23 protein-coding genes are annotated in these 22,294 nt (G+C 63.7%); 22 read left to right on the forward strand and 1 reads right to left on the reverse strand.

Going from position 1 to position 22,294, the window contains the following annotated elements:
* Nucleotides 1-146: 146 nt before the first annotated feature.
* From G7007_RS20435 to G7007_RS20500, 14 genes are all read left to right on the forward strand, one after another.
* On the forward strand, nt 147-1,562 hold the full coding sequence (locus tag G7007_RS20435) for a DUF4055 domain-containing protein (protein WP_181104717.1): 1,416 nt from the start codon (nt 147-149) through the stop codon (nt 1,560-1,562).
* Nucleotides 1,471-2,565, forward strand: a complete 1,095-nt coding sequence (locus G7007_RS20440; protein WP_181104719.1) for a minor capsid protein — start codon at nt 1,471-1,473, stop codon at nt 2,563-2,565. The genes G7007_RS20435 and G7007_RS20440 overlap by 92 nt, the downstream gene beginning before the upstream one ends.
* A 112-nt stretch (nt 2,566-2,677) precedes the next feature.
* Nucleotides 2,678-3,454: a hypothetical protein gene (locus tag G7007_RS20445; protein ID WP_181104721.1), complete on the forward strand. Its 777-nt coding sequence runs from the start codon at nt 2,678-2,680 to the stop codon at nt 3,452-3,454.
* 6 nt (nt 3,455-3,460) lie between these two features.
* On the forward strand, nt 3,461-4,501 hold the full coding sequence (locus tag G7007_RS20450; RefSeq protein WP_181104723.1) for a phage coat protein: 1,041 nt from the start codon (nt 3,461-3,463) through the stop codon (nt 4,499-4,501).
* Nucleotides 4,502-4,541: 40 nt separating this feature from the next.
* Complete coding sequence (locus tag G7007_RS20455; protein ID WP_181104725.1) at nt 4,542-4,922, forward strand: HeH/LEM domain-containing protein; 381 nt, start codon at nt 4,542-4,544, stop codon at nt 4,920-4,922.
* 4 nt (nt 4,923-4,926) lie between these two features.
* Nucleotides 4,927-5,304 (forward strand): hypothetical protein, encoded by a 378-nt coding sequence (locus tag G7007_RS20460; protein ID WP_181104727.1) that lies wholly within the window; start codon nt 4,927-4,929, stop codon nt 5,302-5,304.
* 3 nt (nt 5,305-5,307) lie between these two features.
* Nucleotides 5,308-5,700, forward strand: a complete 393-nt coding sequence (locus tag G7007_RS20465; RefSeq protein ID WP_181104729.1) for a hypothetical protein — start codon at nt 5,308-5,310, stop codon at nt 5,698-5,700.
* Nucleotide 5,701: 1 nt separating this feature from the next.
* Nucleotides 5,702-6,376 (forward strand): hypothetical protein, encoded by a 675-nt coding sequence (locus tag G7007_RS20470; protein WP_181104731.1) that lies wholly within the window; start codon nt 5,702-5,704, stop codon nt 6,374-6,376.
* Complete coding sequence (locus tag G7007_RS20475; protein WP_181104733.1) at nt 6,373-6,786, forward strand: phage tail terminator-like protein; 414 nt, start codon at nt 6,373-6,375, stop codon at nt 6,784-6,786. The genes G7007_RS20470 and G7007_RS20475 overlap by 4 nt, the downstream gene beginning before the upstream one ends.
* 130 nt (nt 6,787-6,916) lie before the next feature.
* Nucleotides 6,917-7,438: a KilA-N domain-containing protein gene (locus G7007_RS20480; RefSeq protein WP_181104735.1), complete on the forward strand. Its 522-nt coding sequence runs from the start codon at nt 6,917-6,919 to the stop codon at nt 7,436-7,438.
* 71 nt (nt 7,439-7,509) lie between these two features.
* Nucleotides 7,510-8,169, forward strand: coding sequence for a phage tail protein (locus G7007_RS20485; RefSeq protein ID WP_181104737.1), 660 nt, complete (start codon nt 7,510-7,512; stop codon nt 8,167-8,169).
* A 9-nt stretch (nt 8,170-8,178) separates the two neighbouring features.
* Complete coding sequence (locus tag G7007_RS20490; protein WP_181104739.1) at nt 8,179-8,559, forward strand: phage tail assembly chaperone; 381 nt, start codon at nt 8,179-8,181, stop codon at nt 8,557-8,559.
* A gap of 17 nt (nt 8,560-8,576) precedes the next feature.
* Entirely contained in the window at nt 8,577-8,873 is a 297-nt protein-coding gene (locus G7007_RS20495; protein ID WP_181104741.1) for a DUF1799 domain-containing protein, read from the forward strand.
* A gap of 36 nt (nt 8,874-8,909) precedes the next feature.
* Nucleotides 8,910-9,143, forward strand: coding sequence for a hypothetical protein (locus G7007_RS20500; protein ID WP_181104743.1), 234 nt, complete (start codon nt 8,910-8,912; stop codon nt 9,141-9,143).
* Here G7007_RS20500 and G7007_RS20505 read toward each other — a convergent pair.
* Nucleotides 9,132-9,353 carry a hypothetical protein gene (locus G7007_RS20505; RefSeq protein WP_308852318.1) on the reverse strand — a complete coding sequence of 74 codons (222 nt, stop codon included), beginning with the start codon at nt 9,351-9,353 and terminating at the stop codon, nt 9,132-9,134. The two genes, G7007_RS20500 and G7007_RS20505, sit on opposite strands and share 12 nt — an antisense overlap.
* A 151-nt stretch (nt 9,354-9,504) precedes the next feature.
* Here G7007_RS20505 and G7007_RS20510 point away from each other — a divergent pair, with 151 nt between their 5' ends.
* The 8 genes from G7007_RS20510 to G7007_RS20545 form a co-directional block, all read left to right on the forward strand.
* A complete protein-coding gene (locus G7007_RS20510; RefSeq protein WP_181104745.1) occupies nt 9,505-9,786 on the forward strand; it encodes a DUF4236 domain-containing protein in 282 nt (93 codons plus the stop codon).
* A gap of 173 nt (nt 9,787-9,959) precedes the next feature.
* The gene (locus G7007_RS20515; protein ID WP_181104747.1) at nt 9,960-10,268 is read left to right on the forward strand and encodes a hypothetical protein; all 309 of its coding nucleotides are present in this window, start codon (nt 9,960-9,962) and stop codon (nt 10,266-10,268) included.
* A 59-nt stretch (nt 10,269-10,327) separates the two neighbouring features.
* A complete protein-coding gene (locus G7007_RS20520) occupies nt 10,328-13,426 on the forward strand; it encodes a phage tail tape measure protein (RefSeq protein WP_181104749.1) in 3,099 nt (1,032 codons plus the stop codon).
* Nucleotides 13,427-13,444: 18 nt separating this feature from the next.
* Nucleotides 13,445-13,783 carry a phage tail protein gene (locus G7007_RS20525; RefSeq protein WP_181104751.1) on the forward strand — a complete coding sequence of 113 codons (339 nt, stop codon included), beginning with the start codon at nt 13,445-13,447 and terminating at the stop codon, nt 13,781-13,783.
* The gene (locus G7007_RS20530) at nt 13,783-14,481 is read left to right on the forward strand and encodes a phage minor tail protein L (RefSeq protein ID WP_181104753.1); all 699 of its coding nucleotides are present in this window, start codon (nt 13,783-13,785) and stop codon (nt 14,479-14,481) included. Before G7007_RS20525 ends, G7007_RS20530 begins: the two co-directional genes overlap by 1 nt.
* Before the next feature lie 9 nt (nt 14,482-14,490).
* A complete protein-coding gene (locus G7007_RS20535; protein WP_219859188.1) occupies nt 14,491-15,261 on the forward strand; it encodes a C40 family peptidase in 771 nt (256 codons plus the stop codon).
* Nucleotides 15,254-15,889 (forward strand): tail assembly protein, encoded by a 636-nt coding sequence (locus G7007_RS20540; RefSeq protein ID WP_181104755.1) that lies wholly within the window; start codon nt 15,254-15,256, stop codon nt 15,887-15,889. Before G7007_RS20535 ends, G7007_RS20540 begins: the two co-directional genes overlap by 8 nt.
* Before the next feature lie 8 nt (nt 15,890-15,897).
* A partial coding sequence (locus G7007_RS20545; protein ID WP_181104757.1) for a host specificity protein J occupies nt 15,898-22,294 on the forward strand: 6,397 nt, incomplete at its 3' end.

The following is a 22,294-nucleotide window of genomic DNA, read 5'->3' on the forward strand; positions in this document are numbered from 1 at the left end:
TTAAAAAGACTCAAGTCCTGGTCATGCTGGCCCGCAAGCTGGCTCGGGTGGTCTTTGCCCTGATCAGAAGCGGAGAGGAATATCGTCCAAAAGCCGCTTGAGCGCTTGGCAATTACCATAGAATCTCTCACATCGATGAGTGGCGGATGATGGACGACGCCCTGGAGGGCGAGTGCGCAATCAAGCGCAACCAGCGGAACCTGCCCAAGCCCAGCGGTATGGTCGAGGCGGAGAAACAAGGCGGCGCGGATAACGCCTACCTGTACCAGAACTACACCGCACGGGCCCAGTACGAGCACTGGGTGCGCGACTCGCTGCGTTCGATGATGGGCCTGGTCTCCCGGCTGATCCCTGAGGTTAAGCTGCCCAGCGGGCTGAAGGGCGTGGAAGAGAACGCCACAGCTGATGGCTTCGGGCTGACCCAGCTGTTCCTGCGTATCGTGCGACAGACGATCTCCCACGGCCGTGTGCCGCTGGTGGTCAACGTGGATGACAAGGGCCAGCCGTACTTCGCCACCTACGCTGCCCGGAATGGCATCAACTGGGACACCGCCGACCAAGGCGGGCGCCAGGACCTGGTGCTGGCCGTCTTCCGCGAGTTCCGCAAGAAGGCCGAGGATCGTTACAGCCACGACTGCCAGACGGTTTACCGCGAGTTCTTCATGCGTGACCAGATCTGCTACACGGCCGTGCGGAACGAGGCCGGCGAGCTGATCGATGACGAGCGCCCGCTTGGAACTGTTGGCACCGGCAACCAGCTGGTGCGCGGGCTTGAGTACATCCCGGTGATCTACTGCGGCTCGACCGACAACTCACCGGACGTCGACGAGATCCCGCTGCTGACCATGGCGCGGGCCGCCGTGAAGTCCTACCAGCTCAGTGCCGACTACTTCACCGCGCTGCACCAGACCAGCCATCCACAGCCGTGGGTATCTGGCATCGGTGAAGAAGTCGAACTCAGCGTCACAGGGCCGTCGGCTGCTTGGGTGCTTGGTGACAACGGTCAGTGCGGCTACCTCGAGTTCCAAGGCGCTGGCGTCCAGGCAGTGCGTACCGCCATGTCCGACCAGAAGAGCGCAGCTCTTGAGGCTGGCGCCAAGGTCATGGACGTGTCCGGTACCGAGTCGGGCGAGGCGCGCAAGACCCGGCAGAACGACCAGCACGCCACGCTGCACAGTATCGTCATCACCGCCGCGGCCGCCATCGAGCAGGCCCTGCGCTATGCCGCCGAATGGACCGGGTACAACCCAGACGAGGTGGTCTTTACCGTCAAGCCTGAATTCGTCATCCCTGAGGTCAACGCCCAGGTGCTGGCCGAGCTGCAGAAGAGCGTCATGGCCGGCACGATCAGCGCCGAGACCTACTGGCAGTACCTCACCACCGGCAAGCTGCCCGAGCGGGCCTACGACGAAGAAGCCGGACTGATCAGCGACGAGCGCGAGTCGGCCGGCCTCAACCTGGACAGAGACGATGACGACGAAACCGGAGCAGACGGCGGACGAAATGCTGCTGGAGCAGGTCAGTCGGCACGCGGTGCTGCTGGAGCGGCTCAAGGCAGGTGAGGTCAAGAAGTTCGAGACGGTCCTGCGCCAGGTGGATACCCAGGTGCGGGACCAGCTGACCCGCAAGGAACTGACCACCTATGGCCGCAGCCGACTCGAGGAGTTCTTGGCCAGGGTCGGCGGCAAGCTGCTGGGCATCTACCAGGCCTTCAGCGACCGCATGCAGGCTGACCTGGTCGACATCGCCCTGTACGAGGCAGCCTTCGAGAGCAAGAGCCTGGCCCAAGCGCTGCTCATCGACGCCATCATGCCGACCGACGCGCTGATTCGGGCAGTGATCAACACGCAGCCGCTCCAGGTGTCGGGTATCGACGGTGGCACGCTGCTGAAGCCCTTCCTCAGCGGCTGGACGCGCACGGAGTCGACCAGGGTCACCAATGCCATCCGGCTCGGTGTGGTGCAGGGTCAGACCAACGCCGAGATTACCCAGGCCATCCGCGGCACAGCCGCGCAGAACTTCACCGATGGCGTGCTTGCGGTCAGCAACCGCAACGCCCGCTCGGTGGTGCACACCGCTGTGCAGCACGTGTCCGCTACAGCGCGCATGGAGACGCTGGCTGCCAATGCTGAGTTCGTGCCCGGCTACCGGATCGTGGCCACGCTCGATCGCAAGACCAGTCAGCAGTGCAGGAGCCTCGATGGCCGCGAGTTCGAGATGGGAAAAGGCCCGGTACCGCCGTTCCATATCCACTGCCGAACAACGATCACGCCCATCACCAGGCTCTCGGCAATGTTTGCCGATGGCGCTACGCGTGCGTCAGTCGGCGCCTCAGGCGGCGCGCAGGTTTCGGCAGGCCTCAGCTACTACCAATGGCTCAAGACGCAGCCAGCAGCCTTCCAGGACGCCGCACTGGGTCCAGTCCGCGCCAAGCTGTTCCGCGATGGCGGGCTCACAGCCGAGCGATTCGCATCGCTGCAGTTGGACAAGAACTTCAAGCCGCTGACGCTGGATCAGCTCAAGGAGCTGGAGCCTTTGGCATTCGTGCGTGCTGGCATCAGCTGACACGCGCCACAAGCAACGAGCCACGATTCTGTGGCGCGAAATATCGGCCTCGCATTGCGGGGCTTTCTTCTGCCCGCCAGGCGGGTTCACCAATCCCCAGGGGATACCCAGCATGCCTTTTGACTTTGACCCGGCCGCCCACGGCCTCAACCTCGACGAAGCCCAGGCCGCTGCACTCAAAGCAGCCCTCAGCGGCGACGTGCAGCAGTACCTGGATGGCGAGGTCTCGGGCCTCAAGGCCAAGAACCGGGAGCTGATCGAATCCAACAAGACCATCAAGACCGAGCTGGACGGGATCAAGGGCAAGTTCGACGGCCTGGACATTGAGGCCGTCAAGGCCTTGCTCAACAAGGCCGGCCAGGACGAAGAGACCAAGCTGATCGCCGAGGGCAAGCTGGACGAAGTCGTCAGCCGTCGCACCGAGCGCCTGCGCGGCGACCTCGACAAGCAGATCAAGGCCGCGAACGAGCGCGCCGAGAAGGCCGAAGCCTTCGCTGCCAAGTACAGCGACAAGGTACTGGCTGACTCCATCCGCGCTGCCGCCATCAAGGCCGGTGCGCTGCCTGAGGCGGCGGAAGACATCATCCTGCGCGCCCGCGGCACCTTCAAACTGAGCGAGGACGGCGAGCCGATCGCCACCGACCGTGATGGCCAGGTCATCTACGGCAAGGACGGCAGAACGCCGCTGTCCCCTCACGAATGGGCGGAATCGCTGCGCGAGACCGCTACTCACCTGTGGCCCAGGGCTCAGGGTGCCGGACCGACCGGCGATCAAGGTGGCAAGGCCACGCAGAAGTTTTCCGACATGACCGAAGCCGAGCGTACCGCCCTTTACCGGTCGGACCCGGAGAAATATCGCCAGCTGCGCGATGCCACCAAACAGGAGTAACACCCTATGGCGACTACTCGCCTTTCCGATGCTGTAATCCCCGAGGTCTACGCCGACTACCAGGCGGAGAACACCCCAGAGAAGACTGCCTTCTTCGAGTCCGGTGTCGTGGTCCGCAACCCGATGCTCGATGCGAAGGCCAACACCGGTGGCCAAGAGATCCAGGTGCCGTTCTGGCGTGATCTGGATGCGTCCATCGAGCCGAATGCCTCGAACGACGATCCTGCCGACATGGCCGCGCCCAACAAGCTGGGCTCCGGCATGCAAAAGGCGCGTATCAGCTACCTGAACCAGGGCTATTCGGCTGCTGATCTGGTAGTGGAGCTGGCTGGCTCCGATCCGATGCAGCGTATCCGCAACCGCTTCGGCACCTACTGGCAGCGCCAGTGGCAGCGCCGCATCATCGCTTCCGCTGTCGGCCTGCTTGCTGACAACGAGGCGAACGACGATGGCGACATGGTCTACGACGGCGCCGCAGGCCTGTGGTCGCGTCAAGCGTTCACCTCGGCCGTGTTCACCCTCGGCGATGCCTTCGGCCAACTCTCGGCGATCGCGGTGCACTCGCTGGCCTACAAGCAGATGGTCGATGCCGACGACATCGATTTCGTCAAGGACAGCCAAGGCAATCTGACCATTCCGACCTTCATGGGCCAGCGCGTCATTGTCGACGACTCCATGCCGGCAACCAGCGTGGGTGATCCGGCGAGCATCGTCACGACCGCGGTCCTGTTCGGTGCTGGCGCCTTCGGCTATGGCGAGGGCACCCCAGAGGTGCCGGAAGAGATCGAGCGGCAGGCGCGCGCGGGCAATGGTGGTGGCGTGGAAACGCTGTGGGAGCGCAAGACCTGGATCCTGCACCCGTTCGGCTACCAGTTCACCGGTGACGACATCACCAATCGTGCGAACGTGCGGGGCCGAACTGGCGCGGACACCACCCAGGACGAGTTGTCGCCGCTGCTGGCCGACCTGCGCAAGGCCGCCAACTGGAACCGCGTGGTCGACCGTAAGAACGTGCCGATCGCCTTCCTGAAGATCAAAGGCGCCTGATTCGATGAGGGCTTCGGCCCTCGTTTCCATGGAGACGACCATGAGTAATGACGATATCAAGCCAGGCGAGCAGCTTACGCTCGCCCAGATCAACCGCCTGCGCAAGCGGGCCCAGTCGCCGGCGTCATCTGGCAACGGTGGCGGGGGTGACGGGCTGCGCCAAGACGGACCAACTGTCGGCGAGTTTGTAGCGGCCGGCTACCAGGCATCAGGCTATCCGCCAGAAGGCTACGCCTCTCGCAGCAGCCAGGAAGAAGTCGATGCGGCGATCAACGCTCAGCGCGGTGTTGCTGGTGGTGCCGAGACCGATCCGCGCAAGATGAACGTGGCCGAGCTGAAGGAATGGCTCACCGCCAAGGGCATCGAGTTCGACGCCAGTGCGAAGAAGCCCGACCTGCAAGCGCTGATCCCGCAGGAGTAAGGCCATGACCGACTTCATCACCGAGGCCGATGTGGCCCAGCAGCTGGGGCCGGACTGGGCGGGTAGCGGCGATGCGGTCCTTGCCGTGGCCATGGCCAACGCCTGGCTCACGGCCAAGATCAAGCGTGCGATGCCCAGCGTGGTGCCGGACGCAGTCAAATCTGCCGGCGCGCAGGTGGCCAAGCTGGCTGCCGCCGGCAAGCTCTACAAGGACACCGAGCGCGAAGTGCAGAGCAAGACCGTATCGGCCCAGTCCGGAACGTCGACCAGCAAGACCTACGCGGCAGGCTCCGTTGCGCGCTCGAGCGCCGAGAACTATGCGCTGGACCTGATCGCGCCCTGGACCCGCCGCCAGGGCACCGTGATGCTCAAGAGGGTCTAGGCCATGGGTATGCGCGAAGAGATACAGGCCGACCTTGCCGAGGCCTTCGACGACCCTGACGGTCTCGCTGATGCAGTGCGGCCGGTGGCTGGGTCCCGCGTGATCAAGGGCGGCTACGATCCCGACCTTGGCGGCACGCTACCTGCCTCGACGCTTCGCTACTCCGGCCGCGGCGTGTTCGGCAGCTACCTGGCCAAGGAGATCGACGGCTCTCGCATTCAGACTGAGGACGTGAAGTTGCTCGTCCTGCAGAACGAGTTGATCGAGCAGCGCGACGGCCTGACTTCCGACGTGCTCGTCACGCCCAAGATTGGCGACCTGGTCAGCGGTTTCAGGGCGCTCGACGTGTCCGAGGATCCGGCCCGGGCGACCTGGACCATCCAACTGAGGAAATGACATGCCCCGCGGCTCATACATGACCCAGCGCTATGGTGGGCTTGAGGGCGGGTTCGCCGAGAGCATCCGCGCGTTCGCTGAGCAGGCCCAGGAAGCGCTGGATGCCACCTTCCGCGAGATCGTGATCGAGATCGGTAGCAGCGTGATTCGCATGTCTCCGGTGGGCAACCCGGAGATCTGGGCGGCCAACCTGGCGCATCGAGAAGCCCGCACTGCTGAGGCTGACCGCTATGACGCCAGAGTCGCCGCGCGCAATGAGGCCATCAGCCAGAACCCGAGCAACTTCACCAAGTCCGGCAACCTCAAGCGAGGCGTGCGGTACGCCAAGCCACTGACCAAGACCGAGCGAGACCAGAACTTCTACGTGAATGGCCTGGTGGCTGGGCAGGGCTACGTGGGCGGCCGCTTCCGTGGCAACTGGCAGTTCTCGATCGACTCGCCGGCCACTGGCGAACTTGATCGCATCGACCCGTCGGGTAACAAGGCGATTGCCGAGCTGCTGGCGCAGGTGCAGGCGCTGACCATCGGCCAGACCGCGTACATCGTCAACAACCTGCCATATGCCGTGCCTTTGGAGTATGGCCACTCTACCCAGGCACCGAACGGCATGGTCCGGGTGACCCTGGCCAACTTCCAGCGCATCGTCGACGAAGCCATCAGGAACAACCGCGTATGAGCCATGCACGAGCCCGCCAGGCCATCGAGATCAAGCTAATGGCCTGGGCCGCGGCGCGCCCGATCCGGGTGGCCAACTTCGAAGAGGGATTCGAGGCCGAGGCTGGCGAAACCTATCTTCGCGCCTATTTGCTGCCGGCCAGCACCGCCTGCAACTACCTGGGCGGCGAGGCCTACGAGTACACCGGCGTCTACCAGGTGAGCATCGTGTGCCCGGCTGGCCAGGCGCTGGCGGGTGCTGAGGCGCTGGTGGATGAGCTGTCGAGCGTGTTCCGGGTCGACTCTCCATTGAGCCGCAGGGGCTTCGAAGGCCTGATCACCGAGCCAGTGGAGCAGGGCCCCACCATCACCGAGTCGGCGACCTACACGGTCCCGGCCAGCTTTACCTACCGCGGCATCGCGGACCTGTAGCCCTTTCCAAGGCCGCCAGTGAGCGGCCAACCAAACACGCAGCCTAGGCCTGTACAGCCGAACGGTGGATGTTCGTTCATCCGTCCGCCCCGGCTGCGTTCCTTTTCGCCTGATGAACGAGGTGACACCGATGAACGACAGCAACGTAATTCCATTCCACTACCAAGGTCAGGCTGTGCGCTTCAACAGCGACGGCTGGATTAACGCAACTGACGTGGCCAAGCGGTTCGGCAAGCGGCCGGTTGACTGGCTCCGCCTGCCCAGCAGCTTGAGCTACCTCAAGGCTCTGGCCAGGGCGCTGGGCCTGGATACCGAGGTGGGAAAATCTCACTTCGGGCTGGTTGAAACCGTGAGAGGCGGCAAAGGGCAGGGCACCTGGCTTCATCCAAAGCTGGCCGTGGCCTTCGCTCGCTGGCTGGACGACGACTTCGCTGTCTGGGCCGACCTGCACATCGATGCCCTCCTGCGCGGCGAGCTGAACGAGAAGCAGCAGTTCGATCGCGCCTGCCGCGCCCTCAGCGACGGCCAGCAGATCGCTAGCCTCTCTGGTCGTGAACTGGCCCGCTGGAAAGGCCGCAAGCCCGCGCTCGAGCACCAAATCGATTACTGGCGCGAGCAGCTGCAAATGACCCTCGGGCTCGATGCCGCCTGACACCCCTGTTACCCAACCCTGAAATCCCGCCGCGTGCGGGTTTTTTCGTTTTTACCCAAGAGGAAAACACCATGGCCGCACGCTTCCCGCTGCCGAACGGCTCCGTGCTGGAGATCGCCGCATCTCTCGGCAGTGCCGTCGCTTTCACCGCCCTGACCAACGCCGCCCCGCCGGTGGCCACCGCCGCAGGGCACAGCATCAAGAACGGTGACGTGCTGGTCGTGAACTCGGGCTGGTCCCTGATCAACGACCGCGCCGTTCGCGCTGCCAACGTGGCGACCGACAAGTTCTCCATGGGCGGGCTGAACACCACGAACACCGACAAGTACACTGCTGGCGCCGGCGTAGGCTCCGTGGTTCCGGTGAGCAACTGGGCGCAGATCTCCAAGGTGACCGCGTTTACCTCGTCGGGCGGCGAACAGCAGTACCTGACCGTGGGCTACCTGGAGGACGATGACGACCGCCAGTTCCCCACCAATCGCAACCCGATCACCTTGGCCATCACCGTCGAGGATCAGCCGACCGCTGCCTACGTGGGCCTGGTCGAGGGCTACGGCGACACCAAGTCCCTGACCGTGCTGCGGCTCAAGCTCCCGAACGGCGACCAGATCCTCTATCCGGGCTACGTCAGCATCAGCAGCACTCCGACCATGGAGCGCAACAGCCTGATGACCCGCACCATCAACGTGGCGCTCTCGGGCCGCCCCCTGCGCTACATCCAGGCCGCATAAGGAGTCCCCATGGCGAAGATCAAGATCGCGCAGAACCCGACGTTCAGCGCAGCGGTGCAGATGCCGCGAGTCGGCGGCGAGCCCGTCGAGGTCCAGTTCGAGTTCCGCTACCTGGATCGGCTGGCACTGGCGGAGATGTTCGACCGCTGGAACCAGGCCCGCGAGCAGCTGACCGAGCAAGCCAAGGAAGGGGCGACCTGGGCAGAGGTCACCAGCAGCGAAGTGAAGTTGCAGGCTGACCAGCTCAAGGAGATCGTCCAAGGCTGGGGCCTGGAGGACGAATTCACCGATGAGGCAGTGCACCAGTTGGTGCTGACCTGTACCGGTGCGCCCAAGGCTGTCATCGAAGCGTACCAGGCGGCCTACGCCCCGGCACGCTTGGGAAACTGAGGGCGGCGGCGCGGGCCATGTATGAGCGTGGCCCCACCGCCGAGCAACTGGGTGCGCTGGGCCTGAGCCTGGCGGACGTACCGGCCGAAGAGGTCGAGGTGTGGCCTGATGCCTGGCCAGCCTTGCGCCTGTTCGAGGCACTGGGCACTCAATGGCGCACCGGGCAGGGCGGTGCTTCGGGCCTGGACTATGCCGCTGTGCCAGCCACTGCTGCGATGCTGGGCATAAAGCGCCGGGATCTCGTCGATATCTTCCCTGACCTGCGCGTTTTCGAGGTCGAGGCCTTGGCTGTGATGGCTGAGGCAGCAGATTAGAACACCTACTGACGCGGCCTGGCCGCAGGAGATGACATGCAGCAGAACTACATCTTGAAAATTCGTGATCTTTTCTCGGTCAGCAATGGCGTGCTTTGCGGCGCCGACACTCAGGTGTCCATCCTTGATGATGGCGTCGAGGTTGATCGAGTGACGTTCTCTGGTAAATGTGAGCAATACCAGCGGCGCTATACTGGAAAACCAGGGCTCAAGGCAGTGATCGCCTCAGGCCCTGGCAGCATCGAGATGGAAGCAGCCTTACTCGTCTAGTCCGCCGACAAAGTCGGTGCTACCCACCCTGTGAGATCCGTAGCTCGCAACGTATCCATCGCCAGCGGATTTAGCTTGGGCTTGCGCCTCTTCTTCGGTTTGGTAGACGCCCTGCAGATCCCATGGAGCCTTGCGATAAACGCCCCAGCCCAGGACCCAGCCAGCATTTTCTGGGTCTGCTTTGAGTTTTGATATCAGATCGTTGTTCACAGTGTTACCTCTCAGGTATGGAGCGGGAACGCTACTACGACTGGATCCAATGCGGTCACTGGCTTTTCATCCACGCTGGATGCTTGGACAGGATTGCCATAAAGTCGCTGGTTTAGCATGCTGGCTCTTTGCCTTCTCATGGAGCAGAGCCATGGCATTGCGCTTCCGTAAGAGCTTCAAAATTGCACCGGGCGTACGGATAAACCTCAGCAAGAGTGGGGTCAGCACATCCGTTGGCGGTAAGGGGTTCACCACAAACCTGAGCAAGCGTGGTACGCGGGTGACTGCTGGAATTCCTGGCTCGGGGTTGTCGGCATCCAAGCTGTACCCCTCTAGCAAGAAGAACTCGGTTAACGCTGCGCCGACACCGATATGGGCTCATGTTGTGACCTGGCTGATCATTGCAGGTGTGCTCGGGTGGATCTTTGGCTGACTGCATAGGTCAGCATGGCATGCGGTTGGAAGCCAGCAAGCCGAAGTGCTTGAAGCCGTAGCGCGCGGCCTGACCCGATAGCCGCACACCCAAAGACGAGCCCCGCCAATGCGGGGTTTTGGCGCTTCCCGCCTGTGGTGGTAGATTGCCCTCATCAATCAAGGAGGGCAGGCATGAAGCGTTTGGCAGTGGTAGCTCTAGCAGGGATGGTCCTGGCTGGGTGTGGAGAGAGCGACATTGACAGGGCTCGAAAGCTGATTTCCGCTCAACTGAAGGACCCTTCCTCAGCTCAGTATCGAAATGAGTGGAGTAAAGACGGTGGCTGGGTGTGTGGCGAAGTCAACGCCAAGAATTCTTTCGGTGGGTACATTGGATTCAGGCACTACACCGTAGTCTGGCAGGACGATGGCAAGCACTCAGCATCTATTGAGGGCGAAGGCGAAAGCTCTCTGGATCGAGCACTTTGCAAAAAAGATGGCTGAGACCAGCCTCGAAAATACACAGCCCGCTTCGGCGGGCTTTTTCATGCCCGGAGAAAAGCATGACCACGATTGCTGAGCTTGGCATCCGAGTGGATTCAGGTGATGCCGTAGACGCGGCATCTGATCTCGACAGGCTTACAGAAGCTGGGAAGCGCACCGAGGACTCCGCTGAAAAAGCAGGTCGTGCCTGGGAGTCTGCGCTTACTGACATGCGCGGAGATACGCGCCAGATCGTCCAAGAGCTGCAAGCGCTCAACGCCAAGCAAAGCGAGATGGCGCAGCAGATGGCCACCGTGGGCCGAGCGGCAACCAGCACGTCTACGGCGCTCAACAGCGCCACTGCGAATATGGCTGCCTATCGCTCGGGCACCGAGCAGGTAAGTGAAGCCCAGGCAACGCTCACTAGCGCCAGTGATGCAGCTGCTCAGGCCGGGCGACGCAGTGCAGAGGCCCTGGGAGAGTATAAGGCGAAGGCCGATCAGGCGCGTACAGCGCTAAATGGTACTGGCGAGGCGCTGAATAAAACAGGCATGTCAGCCAAGGCTACTGCGGCTGCCTTGCGCGGCGTACCAGCCCAGTTCACTGATATCGTTGTGTCGCTGCAAGGTGGGCAGGCGCCGTTGACCGTGTTGCTTCAGCAGGGCGGCCAGCTCAAAGACATGTTTGGAGGTATTGGCCCGGCTGCACGCGCATTAGGCGGGTACGTGTTGGGATTGGTGAACCCCTTCACCATCTTGGCCGCCACGGTTGCTGGTGTCGGTGTTGCATACTACAAGGGAAGTGAAGAGGCCGAGGTATTCCGGAAATCGCTGATCCTGACCGGAAACGCGGCTGGCACCAATGCCGGCGCACTGTCTGATCTATCGACTCAGGTAAGCACCACGATCGGCACTACGGGTGCGGCAGCTGAAGTGCTGGCCCAGCTTGCTGGAAGCGGAAAGGTAGCCAGTGACAGTTTCGGCACGGTGGCTACGGCCGCGCTCCAAATGAGCGATGCCACTGGCCGCTCAGTGCAAGAGACCGTGGCTGAGTTCGTCAAGATTGGCAAAGATCCGGTGGCGGCTGCCAGAGAGCTGAACGACCAGTACAACTTTCTTACTGCCAGCACCTATGCTCAGATCGTTGCCCTGAAGGAACAGGGCGATACGGTTGGCGCCGTGAAATTGCTTACAGATACCTACGCTGAGACCATCGATACTCGAAGAAAAGAGATCGTCGAAAACCTTGGGTGGATAGAAAAAGCCTGGCGTGGTGTCTGGGGCGCGGCAAAGGACGCTGGCGATGCGACACTGAGCTTCGGCCGCACGAAAGGTATGGCTGAGCAGTTAGCTGAAGCACAAGCGGATTTGGCAAAACTCGAAAAGACAGCCAGCGGGAACTCGATTGTTGCTAATAGTGCAGAAGCCAAGGCCGAGAGGGAGCTGCTTCAGAGTCGTATTGTGGCGCTTGGTGATCAGCTGAGGACGCAGCAGTCCATCGACAAAGCGCAGGAAAACTACAACAGGCGCCAGCGTGAATCGACCCTCGCACAGGAAACCCTGAACAGCCAGCTCCGTAGCACGTCAAGCAATCAGGACAAGCTGGCCGCACGCCTCAAGGAAATCAATGAGCTGGCGAAAAACTCGGCAGCAGGCGATGGCGGACGAATCTACACCGAGGCAGAGCTAAACCAGCTGCGTGCTGCCGCTCGAAAGCAGTTCAAAGATCCGGATGCCCCTAAAGCGCGTGTCGATCTGAGCAATTTCAACGACCAGAAGAACGCACTCACCGCCATCCTCGGCGAGTACAAGAACAAGCAGAAAGAGCTGGACGCGGCCCAGAAGGCCGGTGTGGTGTCGCAGGAGGCCTACACGGCACAGCGTGCGGCGCTGCTCCAGCAGCAGAAGAACGACGTCACCGAAGCCTACCAGGCAGAGATCAGGGCGATCGAGGAGGCGAAGGGCCGCAGCTCGACCACTGCTCAGCAGCGCATCCAGCTTGACCAGAAGATCGCCGACGCACGCGCCGCGATGGTCAAGGCGCAGAAGGACGCGGATTCCGAGCTGGCAGTGCTGGCCACGAACGAGCAGGGCAGGCTGGCCAAGCAGGCTCGAGCGGTGCAAACGTACACCGACGCGCTTGATCAGCAGGTGAGGGCGCTCCAACTGCAAGGCCAGCGCGCTGCTGACGGTTTGGGCCTGGGTGATCGCCAGCGTGGCCTGCTGGACCAGCAGAACGGCATCACCGATCGCACGAACCAGCAGCGCCTGGACCTGGCCAACCAGTACGGCGACGGCTCGCGTGGCATGAGCCTTGATGAGTACAACCAGAAGCTGGCGGCGCTCGCGAAGACCGAGCAGGACCTGCAGCGCACCACTGTCTCGAACTACGACAAGATGACCGTCGCCCAGGGCGACTGGCGAAATGGCGCCTCTTCTGCCTTCCAGAACTACCTGGAGCAGGCGCGGGACGTGGCCGGCCAAACCCGGTCGCTCTTCACCAGCGCCTTCACGTCCATGGAGGACGCGGTGGTCAACTTCGCCATGACGGGCAAGCTGTCGTTCTCCGACTTCACCAGGTCGATACTCGCGGACATGGCTCGGATCGCGACGCAGCGTGCGGCATCCAGTCTGCTTTCCAGCTTCGCGACCTCTGCCTTGGGCGGGTGGCTGGGAGGCGGTGGTACTGCTATTGGGGCTACCGGCTCTGCCGGTGGGGGCGGCTTTGATTTCGGTCTCGGCGGTGCCTCGGCAGGGATGACCTACCGCCCTGGCGGGTACTCTTCTGGCGGCTACACCGGTGACGGCGGCAAGTACGAGCCGGCCGGGATCGTGCACGGCGGCGAGTTCGTGCTGAGGCGTGAGGTGGTGGGTCAGCCTGGTATGCGCGACTACCTGGAAACGCTGAATGCCCGCGGCTATGCCGATGGCGGCTATGTCGACTCCATCACCACACGCCCGGCGCCGCGCCAGGCTGCTGCCGGGCCTGCACCAGTGGTCATCCAGCAGCAGATCAGCATCGACGGAGGATCGGGCCAGGTGGATGCCTCAGCAGGCGACATGAGCGCCGTCACGCAGGCCTACATGACGGCCGCGAAGGAAGGTGCTCAGCAGGAGATCGCCAAGCAGCTCAAGCGCGGCGGGATGATCTGGGCGGCCATCAACCGGCCAATTCGATAGAGCACGCAGGAGGGCCACATGGCCGAACGATTCACTTGGAAGCCGAATCGCTCGGCCCCAGGCACGTTCCAAAACGCTGTGCGTTCCGCCAATTTCGGCAACGGCTACCGCCAGGTGGCCGGGAACGGCATCAACAACGAAACCCAGTCGTGGAACCTCACCTTCACGGGCAAGAAGGCACGTATTGCCGCAATCCTGGCGTTTCTCCGGACCCAGCGGGGCTACAAGCCCTTCATCTGGAAGACGCCGTTCGACGGCGACCTCTACTTCACCTGCAACGCATACAGCCCCACCGACCAGGGGGGCGATCTGTGGATGCTGACCGCAACCTTTGAACAAACCCACCAGGTGACGTGATGGCCGAGAGCATCTACGAAGACATCCAGAAGCTTGTGCCTGGGCAGTACGTCGAGCTGTTCGAGCTGGACCTGACCGCGCTCAACGGCGACGTGTACTACTTCCACGGCTACACCCGTGTCGGCCCGATCTTCTGGCAGGGCCGGGAGTATTCGCCCTGGCCTATCAAGGTCGAGGGCATGGGGATGACCGGGGACGGACAGCAAAACAGCCCGACCCTGACGGTGGGCAATGTCTCCGGTCTGATCACTGCCTTGTGCCGTATCTACGACGACCTGATCGACGCCAGGGTGGTGCGCCACCGTACGCTCGGTCGCTTTCTCGATGCCGCCAACTTTCCCGGCGGCAACCCGGAGGCCGATCCAGACGAGCACTTCGCCGACGATGTTCTGGCCATCGACCAGAAGCAGTCGTCCGATAACGAGGTCTCCTCGTTTGTGCTGAAGTCTCCGCTGATCGCCTCGGACCGCAAGCTGCCCGGTCGGCAGATCGTCGCCAACTGCTGCCAGTGGCTGACCATCGGCGGATACCGGGGGCCTTACTGCGGCTACACCGGCTCGAACTACGCAACCGACAAGGACGTGCGGACCAGCGACCCAGAACGCGACATGTGCTCGGGAACGCTGACTGGCTGCAAGCTACGCTTCGGCGAGCACAACCCCCTGCGTTACGGCAGCTTCCCCTCCGCTGGCAACTGAGGCTCACCCATGAGAATTTCCCAGGCTGCTACCACGGCCATGTACGCGCACGCCCGCGAGAAAGCTCCCCAGGAGTGCTGCGGGCTGCTGCTCAGGCTGGGGCGCAAGCTCCAGTACCTGCCGCTGCACAATACGGCGCCGGATCCCGAGCAGGACTTTCGGATCAGCGCCCAGGACTGGGCTGATGCAGAAGATCGCGGCACGGTCGCCGCGGTGGTGCACAGCCACCCTGGACAGTCGGCGCAGCTCAGCACGCCCGACCGCGCAGCGATGGAGTCCACGGCCTTGCCCTGGGTGATCATCGAGGTCCGCGAGGGTGAGCCGGTGGGGCACCTGGTGCACGAGCCGACCGGATACCAGGCCCCGCTGGTGGGTCGGCCATTCCACCACGGCGTGCTCGACTGCTACACCCTGGTACGCGATTACTACCAGCGCGAGCTGGGCATCGAGCTTCCCGACTACGAGCGCGAAGACGGCTGGTGGGACAGGGGTCAGGACCTCTACGCCGACAACTTCGAAGGTGCCGGCTTCCACCCCGTCGACCCGAGCGACCTGCGCCAGGGCGACCTCATCGTCATGCAGGTGCGGTCCGAGAAGGCCAACCATGCTGGCGTCTACCTGGCCGACGGTGTCCTCAAGACAGAACCCGACCATCACCCGGTACCGGGCGCCATCCTCCACCACCTGTACGGCCGCGACTCGAAGCGAGACGTGTTCGGCGGCTTCTGGCCCGAGGCAGCTCGGTTCTACATGCGACACAAGGATTCCCCCTATGGCTGAACGAGTACGCACCATTCGGCTGCACGGTGAGCCTGGGCGGCTCTTCGGGCGCGTGCACCGCCTGGCGGTCCAGTCTTCGGCCGAGGCCGTCAGGGCGCTGTGCATCCTGTTCCCTGAGTTCCAGGCCTACCTGGCCAGGTCCAAGGATCGCGGCCTGGCGTTCGCGGTGTTCTACGGCAAGCGCAACATCGGCGAGGACGAGCTGGGCCACCCGCCGGGGGACGCCGAAATTCGCATTGCACCGGTAGTGCAAGGCAGCAAGGGCAGTGGGGGTCTTCAGGTCGTGCTCGGCGTCGCGTTGATGGCCGCCATGGTCGTCGCCGGGCCTGCTGGATGGGCAGGCCTGGCCTCGGCATCGAGCTGGGGTGCTGCGCTCAGCGCTGGCGGCCTGGCTGGCGCTACGGCCATGGTCGGCATGTCGCTGGCCATCGGCGGTGTTGCCCAGATGGTCACCGGCCAGCAGGCCAAGATCGACAGCAGCGAATCGGTCGACAACCGCCCCAGTTACAACTTCACCGGCATCAAGAACACCATCACCCAAGGCAACCCGGTACCGCTGTGCTACGGCGAGATGACGGCCGGCTCTGCTCAGCTCTCCCTCGGCATCCGCGCCGAAGACCAGCAATAGAGGCTTCCATGACTGACCTGTCCATCCTGGGCTCCAAAGGCGAGTCCAAACAGCACACGCCTGTCGAAAGCCCCGACAGCCTGATCAACATCAGCTATGCCAACATCCTGGACGGGATCAGCGAAGGTCCGATCGTTGGCCTGGTCAACGGCGCGCAGTCCATCTACCTGGACAAGACGCCGCTGGCCAACAGCGATGGCAGCCTGAACTTCACCGGGGTGACCTGGGAGCAGCGCACTGGCGAGCATGATCAGGACCATATCTCCGGTTTCCCTGCGGTCGAGTCGCAGTCGTCGGTCGGCGTCGAACTCAAGGCCAGCCAGCCCTGGGTCCAGTCGTTCAGCAACCTGGAGCTGTCGGCCGTGCGTATCCAGCTGGGCGTCGGCGCGCTGGTCGTCACGGAGAAGGACGGCGATCGCGTGGGCTACCGTGTTGCCTACGAGATCGACCTGTCGACTGACGGCAGCGACTACAAGGTCGTGCACAGCGGCGCCTTCGACGGCAAGACCACCACGGGCTACCAGCGCTCGATTCGTATCGACCTGCCCAAGGCGACCCGTGGCTGGCGCCTGCGCGTGCGTCGGACCACGCCTGATTCGACCACCTCCAACACCCAGGCCACCACCTCGGTCGGCACCTACACCGAGATCATCGACGCCAAGCTGCAGTACCCCTACACCGCGCTGTGCGGGCTGAAGATCGATGCCAGCCAGTTCTCGTCGATCCCGGAGCGCGCCTACCGTATTCGCGGGCGCATCATCCAGGTGCCGAGCAACTACACCCCGGCCACCCGTGCCTACGCCGGAACCTGGGACGGGACCTTCAAGCTGGCTTGGACCGACTGCCCGGCCTGGATCTGGCGTGACATCGTGCTCAACGATCGCTATGGCCTGGGTCGCTTCATCGACAGCAGCCAGCTCGACAAGTGGGCGCTGTACCAGATCGCCCGGTACTGCGACGAGATGGTCTCGGACGGGAAGGGCGGCCGCGAGCCGCGGTTCACCTGCAACGTGTACCTGCAATCGCGCGCCGACGCCCTGACCGTGCTGCAGGACCTGGCTTCGGTCTTCCGGGGGATGAGCTACTACGCCAGCAGCCAGGTGGCCTGCGCCGCCGACATGCCAGGCGACCCGGTCTACACCTACACCAACGCCAACGTCATCGACGGCAAGTTCAGCCGCGCCGGCTCCAGCGGCTCGACCCGCTTCAGCGTGGCCAAGGTGGCCTGGAGCGACCGCGAGAACTTCGGCAACCAGCGCGTCGAGTACGTGCAGGACCAGAAGTCGCTGGCGCGCTATGGCGTGCGCGAAACCGAGATCACGGCGTTCGGCTGCGTGTCGCAGGGCCAGGCCCAGCGTGCGGGCCAGTACATCCTGCTGACCAATCGTCTCGAGACCGGCACCATCACGTTCAGCGTGGGCCTGGACGGCACCATCTGCCGCCCCGGCGACGTCATCCGTGTGGCTGACCAACACTATGCAGGCGCGCCGCTGGCTGGCCGCATCAAGGCCGCCACGGCCAGCACCGTGACCCTGGACGACGACGTCAAGGTTGCCGCCGGCGACACGCTGGTGGTGATCCTGCCCAAGGGCGTGGCCGAGACCCGCGTGGTGCGCTCGGTCACCGGCCGCGTGGTCACCGTGACCCAGGCGTTCTCGGCGGTACCGGTCAAGGAGTCGGTGTACACCATCGAGACCTCCACGCTGGTGGCCGAGACCTACCGCGTGCTGACCGTCAACGAGAACTTCGGCGACGACAAGCTGCAGTACGACGTCGTGGCCATCGCTCGCAACAACAGCAAGTTCGCCGCGATCGACGACGGGGCCCAGATCATCATCCCGCCGACCAGCGTGCTGCCGGCCGCTGTGCAGGCGCCGCCGACCAACGTCAAGCTAAGCACCTTCGATACCCTGAACCAGGGCATCAACATCGCGACCATGCGCATCACCTGGGATGCCCCGCGCGGCGCGCAGAGTTACCGGGTGTGGTGGAAGCGCAACAGCGGCGACTGGGTCTATGGCGGGGTGACTTACACCGCCGCCCTCGAGGTGCGCGGGATCTACAGCGGCACCTACACCGCGCGCGTGTCGGCCGAGGGCGTGGCCGGTAACAGCTCGGTGTGGGCGCTGTCCGAGCCGACCGCGCTGTTCGGTAAGATGGGCGAGCCGCCGGCCCTGGCCAGCCTGAAGGCAGAAAGCCTGCTGTTCGGCATCGGCTTGACCTGGACCTTCCCACCAGGTGCGGAAGACACCCAGCGCACCGAGCTGTGGTACAGCGAAGGCACGGACCTGGCCAAGGCCACCAAGCTGGCCGACCTGGCCTACCCGCAGGACAAGCACACGCTGCAGGGCCTGCGCGCCGGGCAGCGGTTCTACTTCTGGGCGCGCCTGGTCGACAAGTCCGGCAATATCGGGCCGTGGTTCCCGAGCGGTACCACTTTGGTGACCGGCATGGCCAGCGCGGACGCCGGGCCGATCCTCGAGCAGATCAAGGACCAGATCACCGAGAGCGAGTTGGGCAAGGCGCTGACGAGCAAGATCGAGAAGATCGAGCTGATCGATGGCAACGGCCCGGGTTCGGTCAACGAGCGCGTTACCACGGCCTCGAACGCCATCAAGGCTGACGTCAACAAGCAGCTCATCCAGGTCAATAGCACGATCGACGGTGTGCGCTCGAACCTGCAAGGCCAGGTGACCGCCGTAGAAGGCCGGATGACCACCGCGCGCGACGACTTGCAGAAGCAGATCAGCGAGGTCTCCTCGATCGCTGGCGCGCTGCCGTACAACAAGGCCAAGACCTACGCCCTGGACCAGGCGGTGCTCGGCACCAACGGCAAGCTGTACCAGGCCAAGAAGGCGGTACCGGTCAACGTGGCGCCGCCGAACGCCGACTACTGGGAGGACGTGGGCCAGTCCGTGCGCACCGCCAACGGCACGGCCAGCGCCGTCAGCAAGTTGCAGATGGACGTCTCGACCCTGGACGACACCGTCACGGCCACATCTGGCAAGGTCGATGGCTTCCAGGCCAGTCTCGACACCGCCAACAGCAACGCCAGCGCCGCCCAAGGCGCCGCTCAGGCTGCGAACGACCTGGCCGGCGGCAAGGGCAAGGTCATCGTCCAGAACGCAGCGCCAGCGGCCGCAGACCGCCTGCCGCAGAACCTGTGGATCGACACCACCAGCGGCGCCAACACGCCCAAGCGCTGGAATGGTTCGGCCTGGGTCTCGGTCAGCGACAAGGTGGCCACCGACGCGGCCGCAGCTGCGCAGAACGCCCTGAACCAGCTGGGCAACAAGGCCGACGCCAGCGCGGTGAACTCGCTGAAGCTGACGGTCGAGCAGCATGGCCGTGACCTGACGTCCCAGGGCAGCACCTTGAGCGGCATGCAGACCGCGATCGACGGCAAGGCCAGCTCGCAGGCGCTGACCCAGGTGACCAGCCGGGTGACGGCGACCGAAGACAAGGACAAGGCGCAGGATCAGCTGATCAGTTCGCAGAGCCAGACGCTGACCTCACTCAAGGACACCGTGGCCAAGAAGGCCGACGTCTTCACCGTCAACCAGCTCGCCAACGACGTGAAAACGCAGGGCGATACCGTATCGGCCCAGGGTTCGTCACTGACCAAGATCGAAGCCTCGCTGCCTGGACTGGCGGGTGAAAACCTGCTGTACAACCCGTCCTTCGAGCGCAAGGCGTTGGGCGACACTGGGCTTGCCGACGGCTGGCTGCAGACGGGCGCTGGTGGCACCACCCGCACGCCGTCGCTTGTGCCTTCGCAGCTGGCGCCGGCAGAGCTTGCACAGCGCCTGGACCTTTCTGGCCTGGGCGCTGGCGTATGGATCCGCCTGCAATCGACTGACGAAAAGCGAGCTTCTGTCTCGGCAGGGCAGGCCATGACGTTTTCCGTCTACATGCGCGGCACGCCTGGGCTGCTCATGCGAGCAGAACTCTACTTCAGGAAGCCGGACGGAACCCCGTCGGACAATGGCGCGGGCGTGCTGGGCCAGAGCGTGACAGCAAACGGGTCGTTCCAGCGGGTGACCGTGTCGGGTGTCACCCCGGCTGACGCCTCGATCTGCGCCGTTTACCCGGTCGCTTTCGGTACCGCGACCGTGACGTCTGGGTTCATCGAGGCCGACCGTGCCCAGCTCGAAGCTGGCGAGGTCGCTACTGGATGGCGAGACAGCGGCCAGGTCAATGCGGCAGACGCGCTGGCCAATGCGAGTGCCACCACGGCGCTGACTGGCAGGGTCACCAAGAATGAGGAGGGCATCAAGTCCACCAGCGAGCTGGCCACCAAGCTGAGCAACAGCCTCGTCATCACGAACGGTAATGTCGACAAGGCCCAGGGCGCGGCGCAGGCTGCCAACGACCTGGCGGGTGGCAAGGGCAAGGTCATCGTCCAGAACGCAGCGCCAGCGGCCGCAGATCGCCTGCCGCAGAACCTATGGATCGACACGGCGAACAACGCCAACACGCCCAAGCGCTGGAGCGGCTCGGCCTGGACCGCTGTCACCGACAAGGTGGCCACCGAGGCAGCAGCAGCTGCAGCGTCGGCATTGACCGAGGTGGCCAAGAAGGCCGATGCCTCTGTGGTCAGCGCCATGAAGAGCACGGTCGATCAGCATGGGCGCGATATCACTGCACAGGGCTCGTCCCTGACGCGTATCGACGCCAGCCTTGGGAACCTCGGCGCCAGTGGGGTCAACCTGGTGCCTGCCGAGTACAGCCAGTTCGCGCGCAATCCGCCGCCACTGGCCGGGACCAGCTTCAATGCCTCGATCGCGGCCGACGCCAAGGCCTTCAAGGGGTTCGCGCTCAAGTTGGACTGGACCAACCCCAGCAGCGGTCTGGCGGTGCACTTTGCGAAGGATCTCACCGACGCAGCGGCGAACATGGCGTTTCGGCGCCAGAAGTACATCATCTCCTTCTACGCCAAGGCGAGTGTCGCGGGCCATCAGGTGGCGGCCTACCTGCGCACGTATGCACCGGCGAGCGGCACGACGACAGTCACCGGGCCTACGACGGGCAATCTCTCGCTGACCAAGGAATGGGCCAGGTACTCGGCGCTGGTCGACTACACCGGCGCCAGCTTCTCCGCGCAGGAGATGATGATCCTGTCGTTCCAGATGAACCGATCTGGTGAGTCCGGGCGAGCTGTGTGGCTCGATCGGATCATGGTCGAGGCGGCGGTGAACGATGCGTCGGTACCGTCGCTGTTCGTTGCAGGGACGAGCTTCGACCAGGCCCTGGCCAATGCCGACGCGACCACTGCCCTGAACGCGCGGGTGGTGAAGACCGAAGATGACTTGACCACCACTGCTGGACAGATCACCAGCTTGAACACGGGCATCGGCGAGGCCGGTGGCGAAAACCTGCTGTACAACCCGTCGTTCGAGAAGAAAACCCAGGGCAATGCCAACCTGGCCGACGGCTGGACACAGGCCGGCGCCAGTGGAACAACGCGAACGCCGTCGCTTGTGGCTTCGCAGCTGGCGCCGTCCGAGCTGGCGCAACGTCTGGATGTGACAGGGTTGGGAAGCAACATCTGGGTCAGGCTGCAGCCTGTGGATGCGAAAAGGGTATCGGTTTCGGCAGGCCAGACGCTGACCTTCTCCGTCTACATGCGCGGCACGCCTGGGCTGCTCATCCGCGCCGAACTCTATTTCAGGAAGTCGGACGGCTCGGCCGTCAATGGGGGCGGGTTTACCGGGTCGAACTTCACGGCAACCAGCTCGTTCCAGCGGGTCGAGGTAACCGCCATCGTTCCCGCTGACGCAGCGTCCTGTGATGTCTATCCCGTGGCGTTCGGCATCGACTCCATTTCCACCGGGTTTTTCGAGGTGGACCGGGCTCAGCTGGAGCAGTCCTCGCGTGCCACGGGGTGGCGGGACAACGGGCAGGTCATCGCTGGCGACCAGTCGGCTACTTCCAAGGCCGTGGACTCGCTCACCTCCACGACGACAAAGCAGGGGGAGAAGATCGAGAGCGTGTCCGATCGCGCCACCTTCCTGGAGAACACGATCAACAGCCCGGCCAGTGGCCTGGGTTCCAAGGCCAGCACCACGGCGCTGAATCAGCTTGGCGGGCGCGTCACCCAGAACGAAAGGGATATCTATGCTGCAGGCGGCACGCTCACGGAAATCACCAGCAAGCTGAGCGGGATCGGTGGTGCTGGCAGCAACCTGCTGCCCGCACAGTACTCCACCTTTTCCGAGAAGCTGCCGGGTATCCACAGCGCGGCGCAGGTGACGACAACGGCGCAAAAGGACGACGCTGCCTATTCGGGCTACCTGCTCAAGGCTGACTCCAGCGCCGGCACAGGCTGGCTGTACCTGGCTGACAGTGCCACCAACTACACACTGAGGCTGGTTCCTGGGAAGCGCTACATTTTCTCGGCCTGGA

The sequence above is a fragment of the Pseudomonas entomophila genome (genome assembly GCF_013523125.1).
GTDB classification, from domain to species: domain Bacteria; phylum Pseudomonadota; class Gammaproteobacteria; order Pseudomonadales; family Pseudomonadaceae; genus Aquipseudomonas; species Aquipseudomonas entomophila_B.

Bases quoted from the DNA above. Each gene is read 5' to 3' on its own strand.
- G7007_RS20435 (WP_181104717.1), top strand. From the start codon at position 147: ATGATGGACGACGCCCTGGAGGGCGAGTGCGCAATCAAGCGCAACCAG.
- G7007_RS20440 (WP_181104719.1), top strand. From the start codon at position 1,471: ATGACGACGAAACCGGAGCAGACGGCGGACGAAATGCTGCTGGAGCAG.
- G7007_RS20445 (WP_181104721.1), top strand. From the start codon at position 2,678: ATGCCTTTTGACTTTGACCCGGCCGCCCACGGCCTCAACCTCGACGAA.
- G7007_RS20450 (WP_181104723.1), top strand. From the start codon at position 3,461: ATGGCGACTACTCGCCTTTCCGATGCTGTAATCCCCGAGGTCTACGCC.
- G7007_RS20455 (WP_181104725.1), top strand. From the start codon at position 4,542: ATGAGTAATGACGATATCAAGCCAGGCGAGCAGCTTACGCTCGCCCAG.
- G7007_RS20460 (WP_181104727.1), top strand. From the start codon at position 4,927: ATGACCGACTTCATCACCGAGGCCGATGTGGCCCAGCAGCTGGGGCCG.
- G7007_RS20465 (WP_181104729.1), top strand. From the start codon at position 5,308: ATGGGTATGCGCGAAGAGATACAGGCCGACCTTGCCGAGGCCTTCGAC.
- G7007_RS20470 (WP_181104731.1), top strand. From the start codon at position 5,702: ATGCCCCGCGGCTCATACATGACCCAGCGCTATGGTGGGCTTGAGGGC.
- G7007_RS20475 (WP_181104733.1), top strand. From the start codon at position 6,373: ATGAGCCATGCACGAGCCCGCCAGGCCATCGAGATCAAGCTAATGGCC.
- G7007_RS20480 (WP_181104735.1), top strand. From the start codon at position 6,917: ATGAACGACAGCAACGTAATTCCATTCCACTACCAAGGTCAGGCTGTG.
- G7007_RS20485 (WP_181104737.1), top strand. From the start codon at position 7,510: ATGGCCGCACGCTTCCCGCTGCCGAACGGCTCCGTGCTGGAGATCGCC.
- G7007_RS20490 (WP_181104739.1), top strand. From the start codon at position 8,179: ATGGCGAAGATCAAGATCGCGCAGAACCCGACGTTCAGCGCAGCGGTG.
- G7007_RS20495 (WP_181104741.1), top strand. From the start codon at position 8,577: ATGTATGAGCGTGGCCCCACCGCCGAGCAACTGGGTGCGCTGGGCCTG.
- G7007_RS20500 (WP_181104743.1), top strand. From the start codon at position 8,910: ATGCAGCAGAACTACATCTTGAAAATTCGTGATCTTTTCTCGGTCAGC.
- G7007_RS20510 (WP_181104745.1), top strand. From the start codon at position 9,505: ATGGCATTGCGCTTCCGTAAGAGCTTCAAAATTGCACCGGGCGTACGG.
- G7007_RS20515 (WP_181104747.1), top strand. From the start codon at position 9,960: ATGAAGCGTTTGGCAGTGGTAGCTCTAGCAGGGATGGTCCTGGCTGGG.
- G7007_RS20520 (WP_181104749.1), top strand. From the start codon at position 10,328: ATGACCACGATTGCTGAGCTTGGCATCCGAGTGGATTCAGGTGATGCC.
- G7007_RS20525 (WP_181104751.1), top strand. From the start codon at position 13,445: ATGGCCGAACGATTCACTTGGAAGCCGAATCGCTCGGCCCCAGGCACG.
- G7007_RS20530 (WP_181104753.1), top strand. From the start codon at position 13,783: ATGGCCGAGAGCATCTACGAAGACATCCAGAAGCTTGTGCCTGGGCAG.
- G7007_RS20535 (WP_219859188.1), top strand. From the start codon at position 14,491: ATGAGAATTTCCCAGGCTGCTACCACGGCCATGTACGCGCACGCCCGC.
- G7007_RS20540 (WP_181104755.1), top strand. From the start codon at position 15,254: ATGGCTGAACGAGTACGCACCATTCGGCTGCACGGTGAGCCTGGGCGG.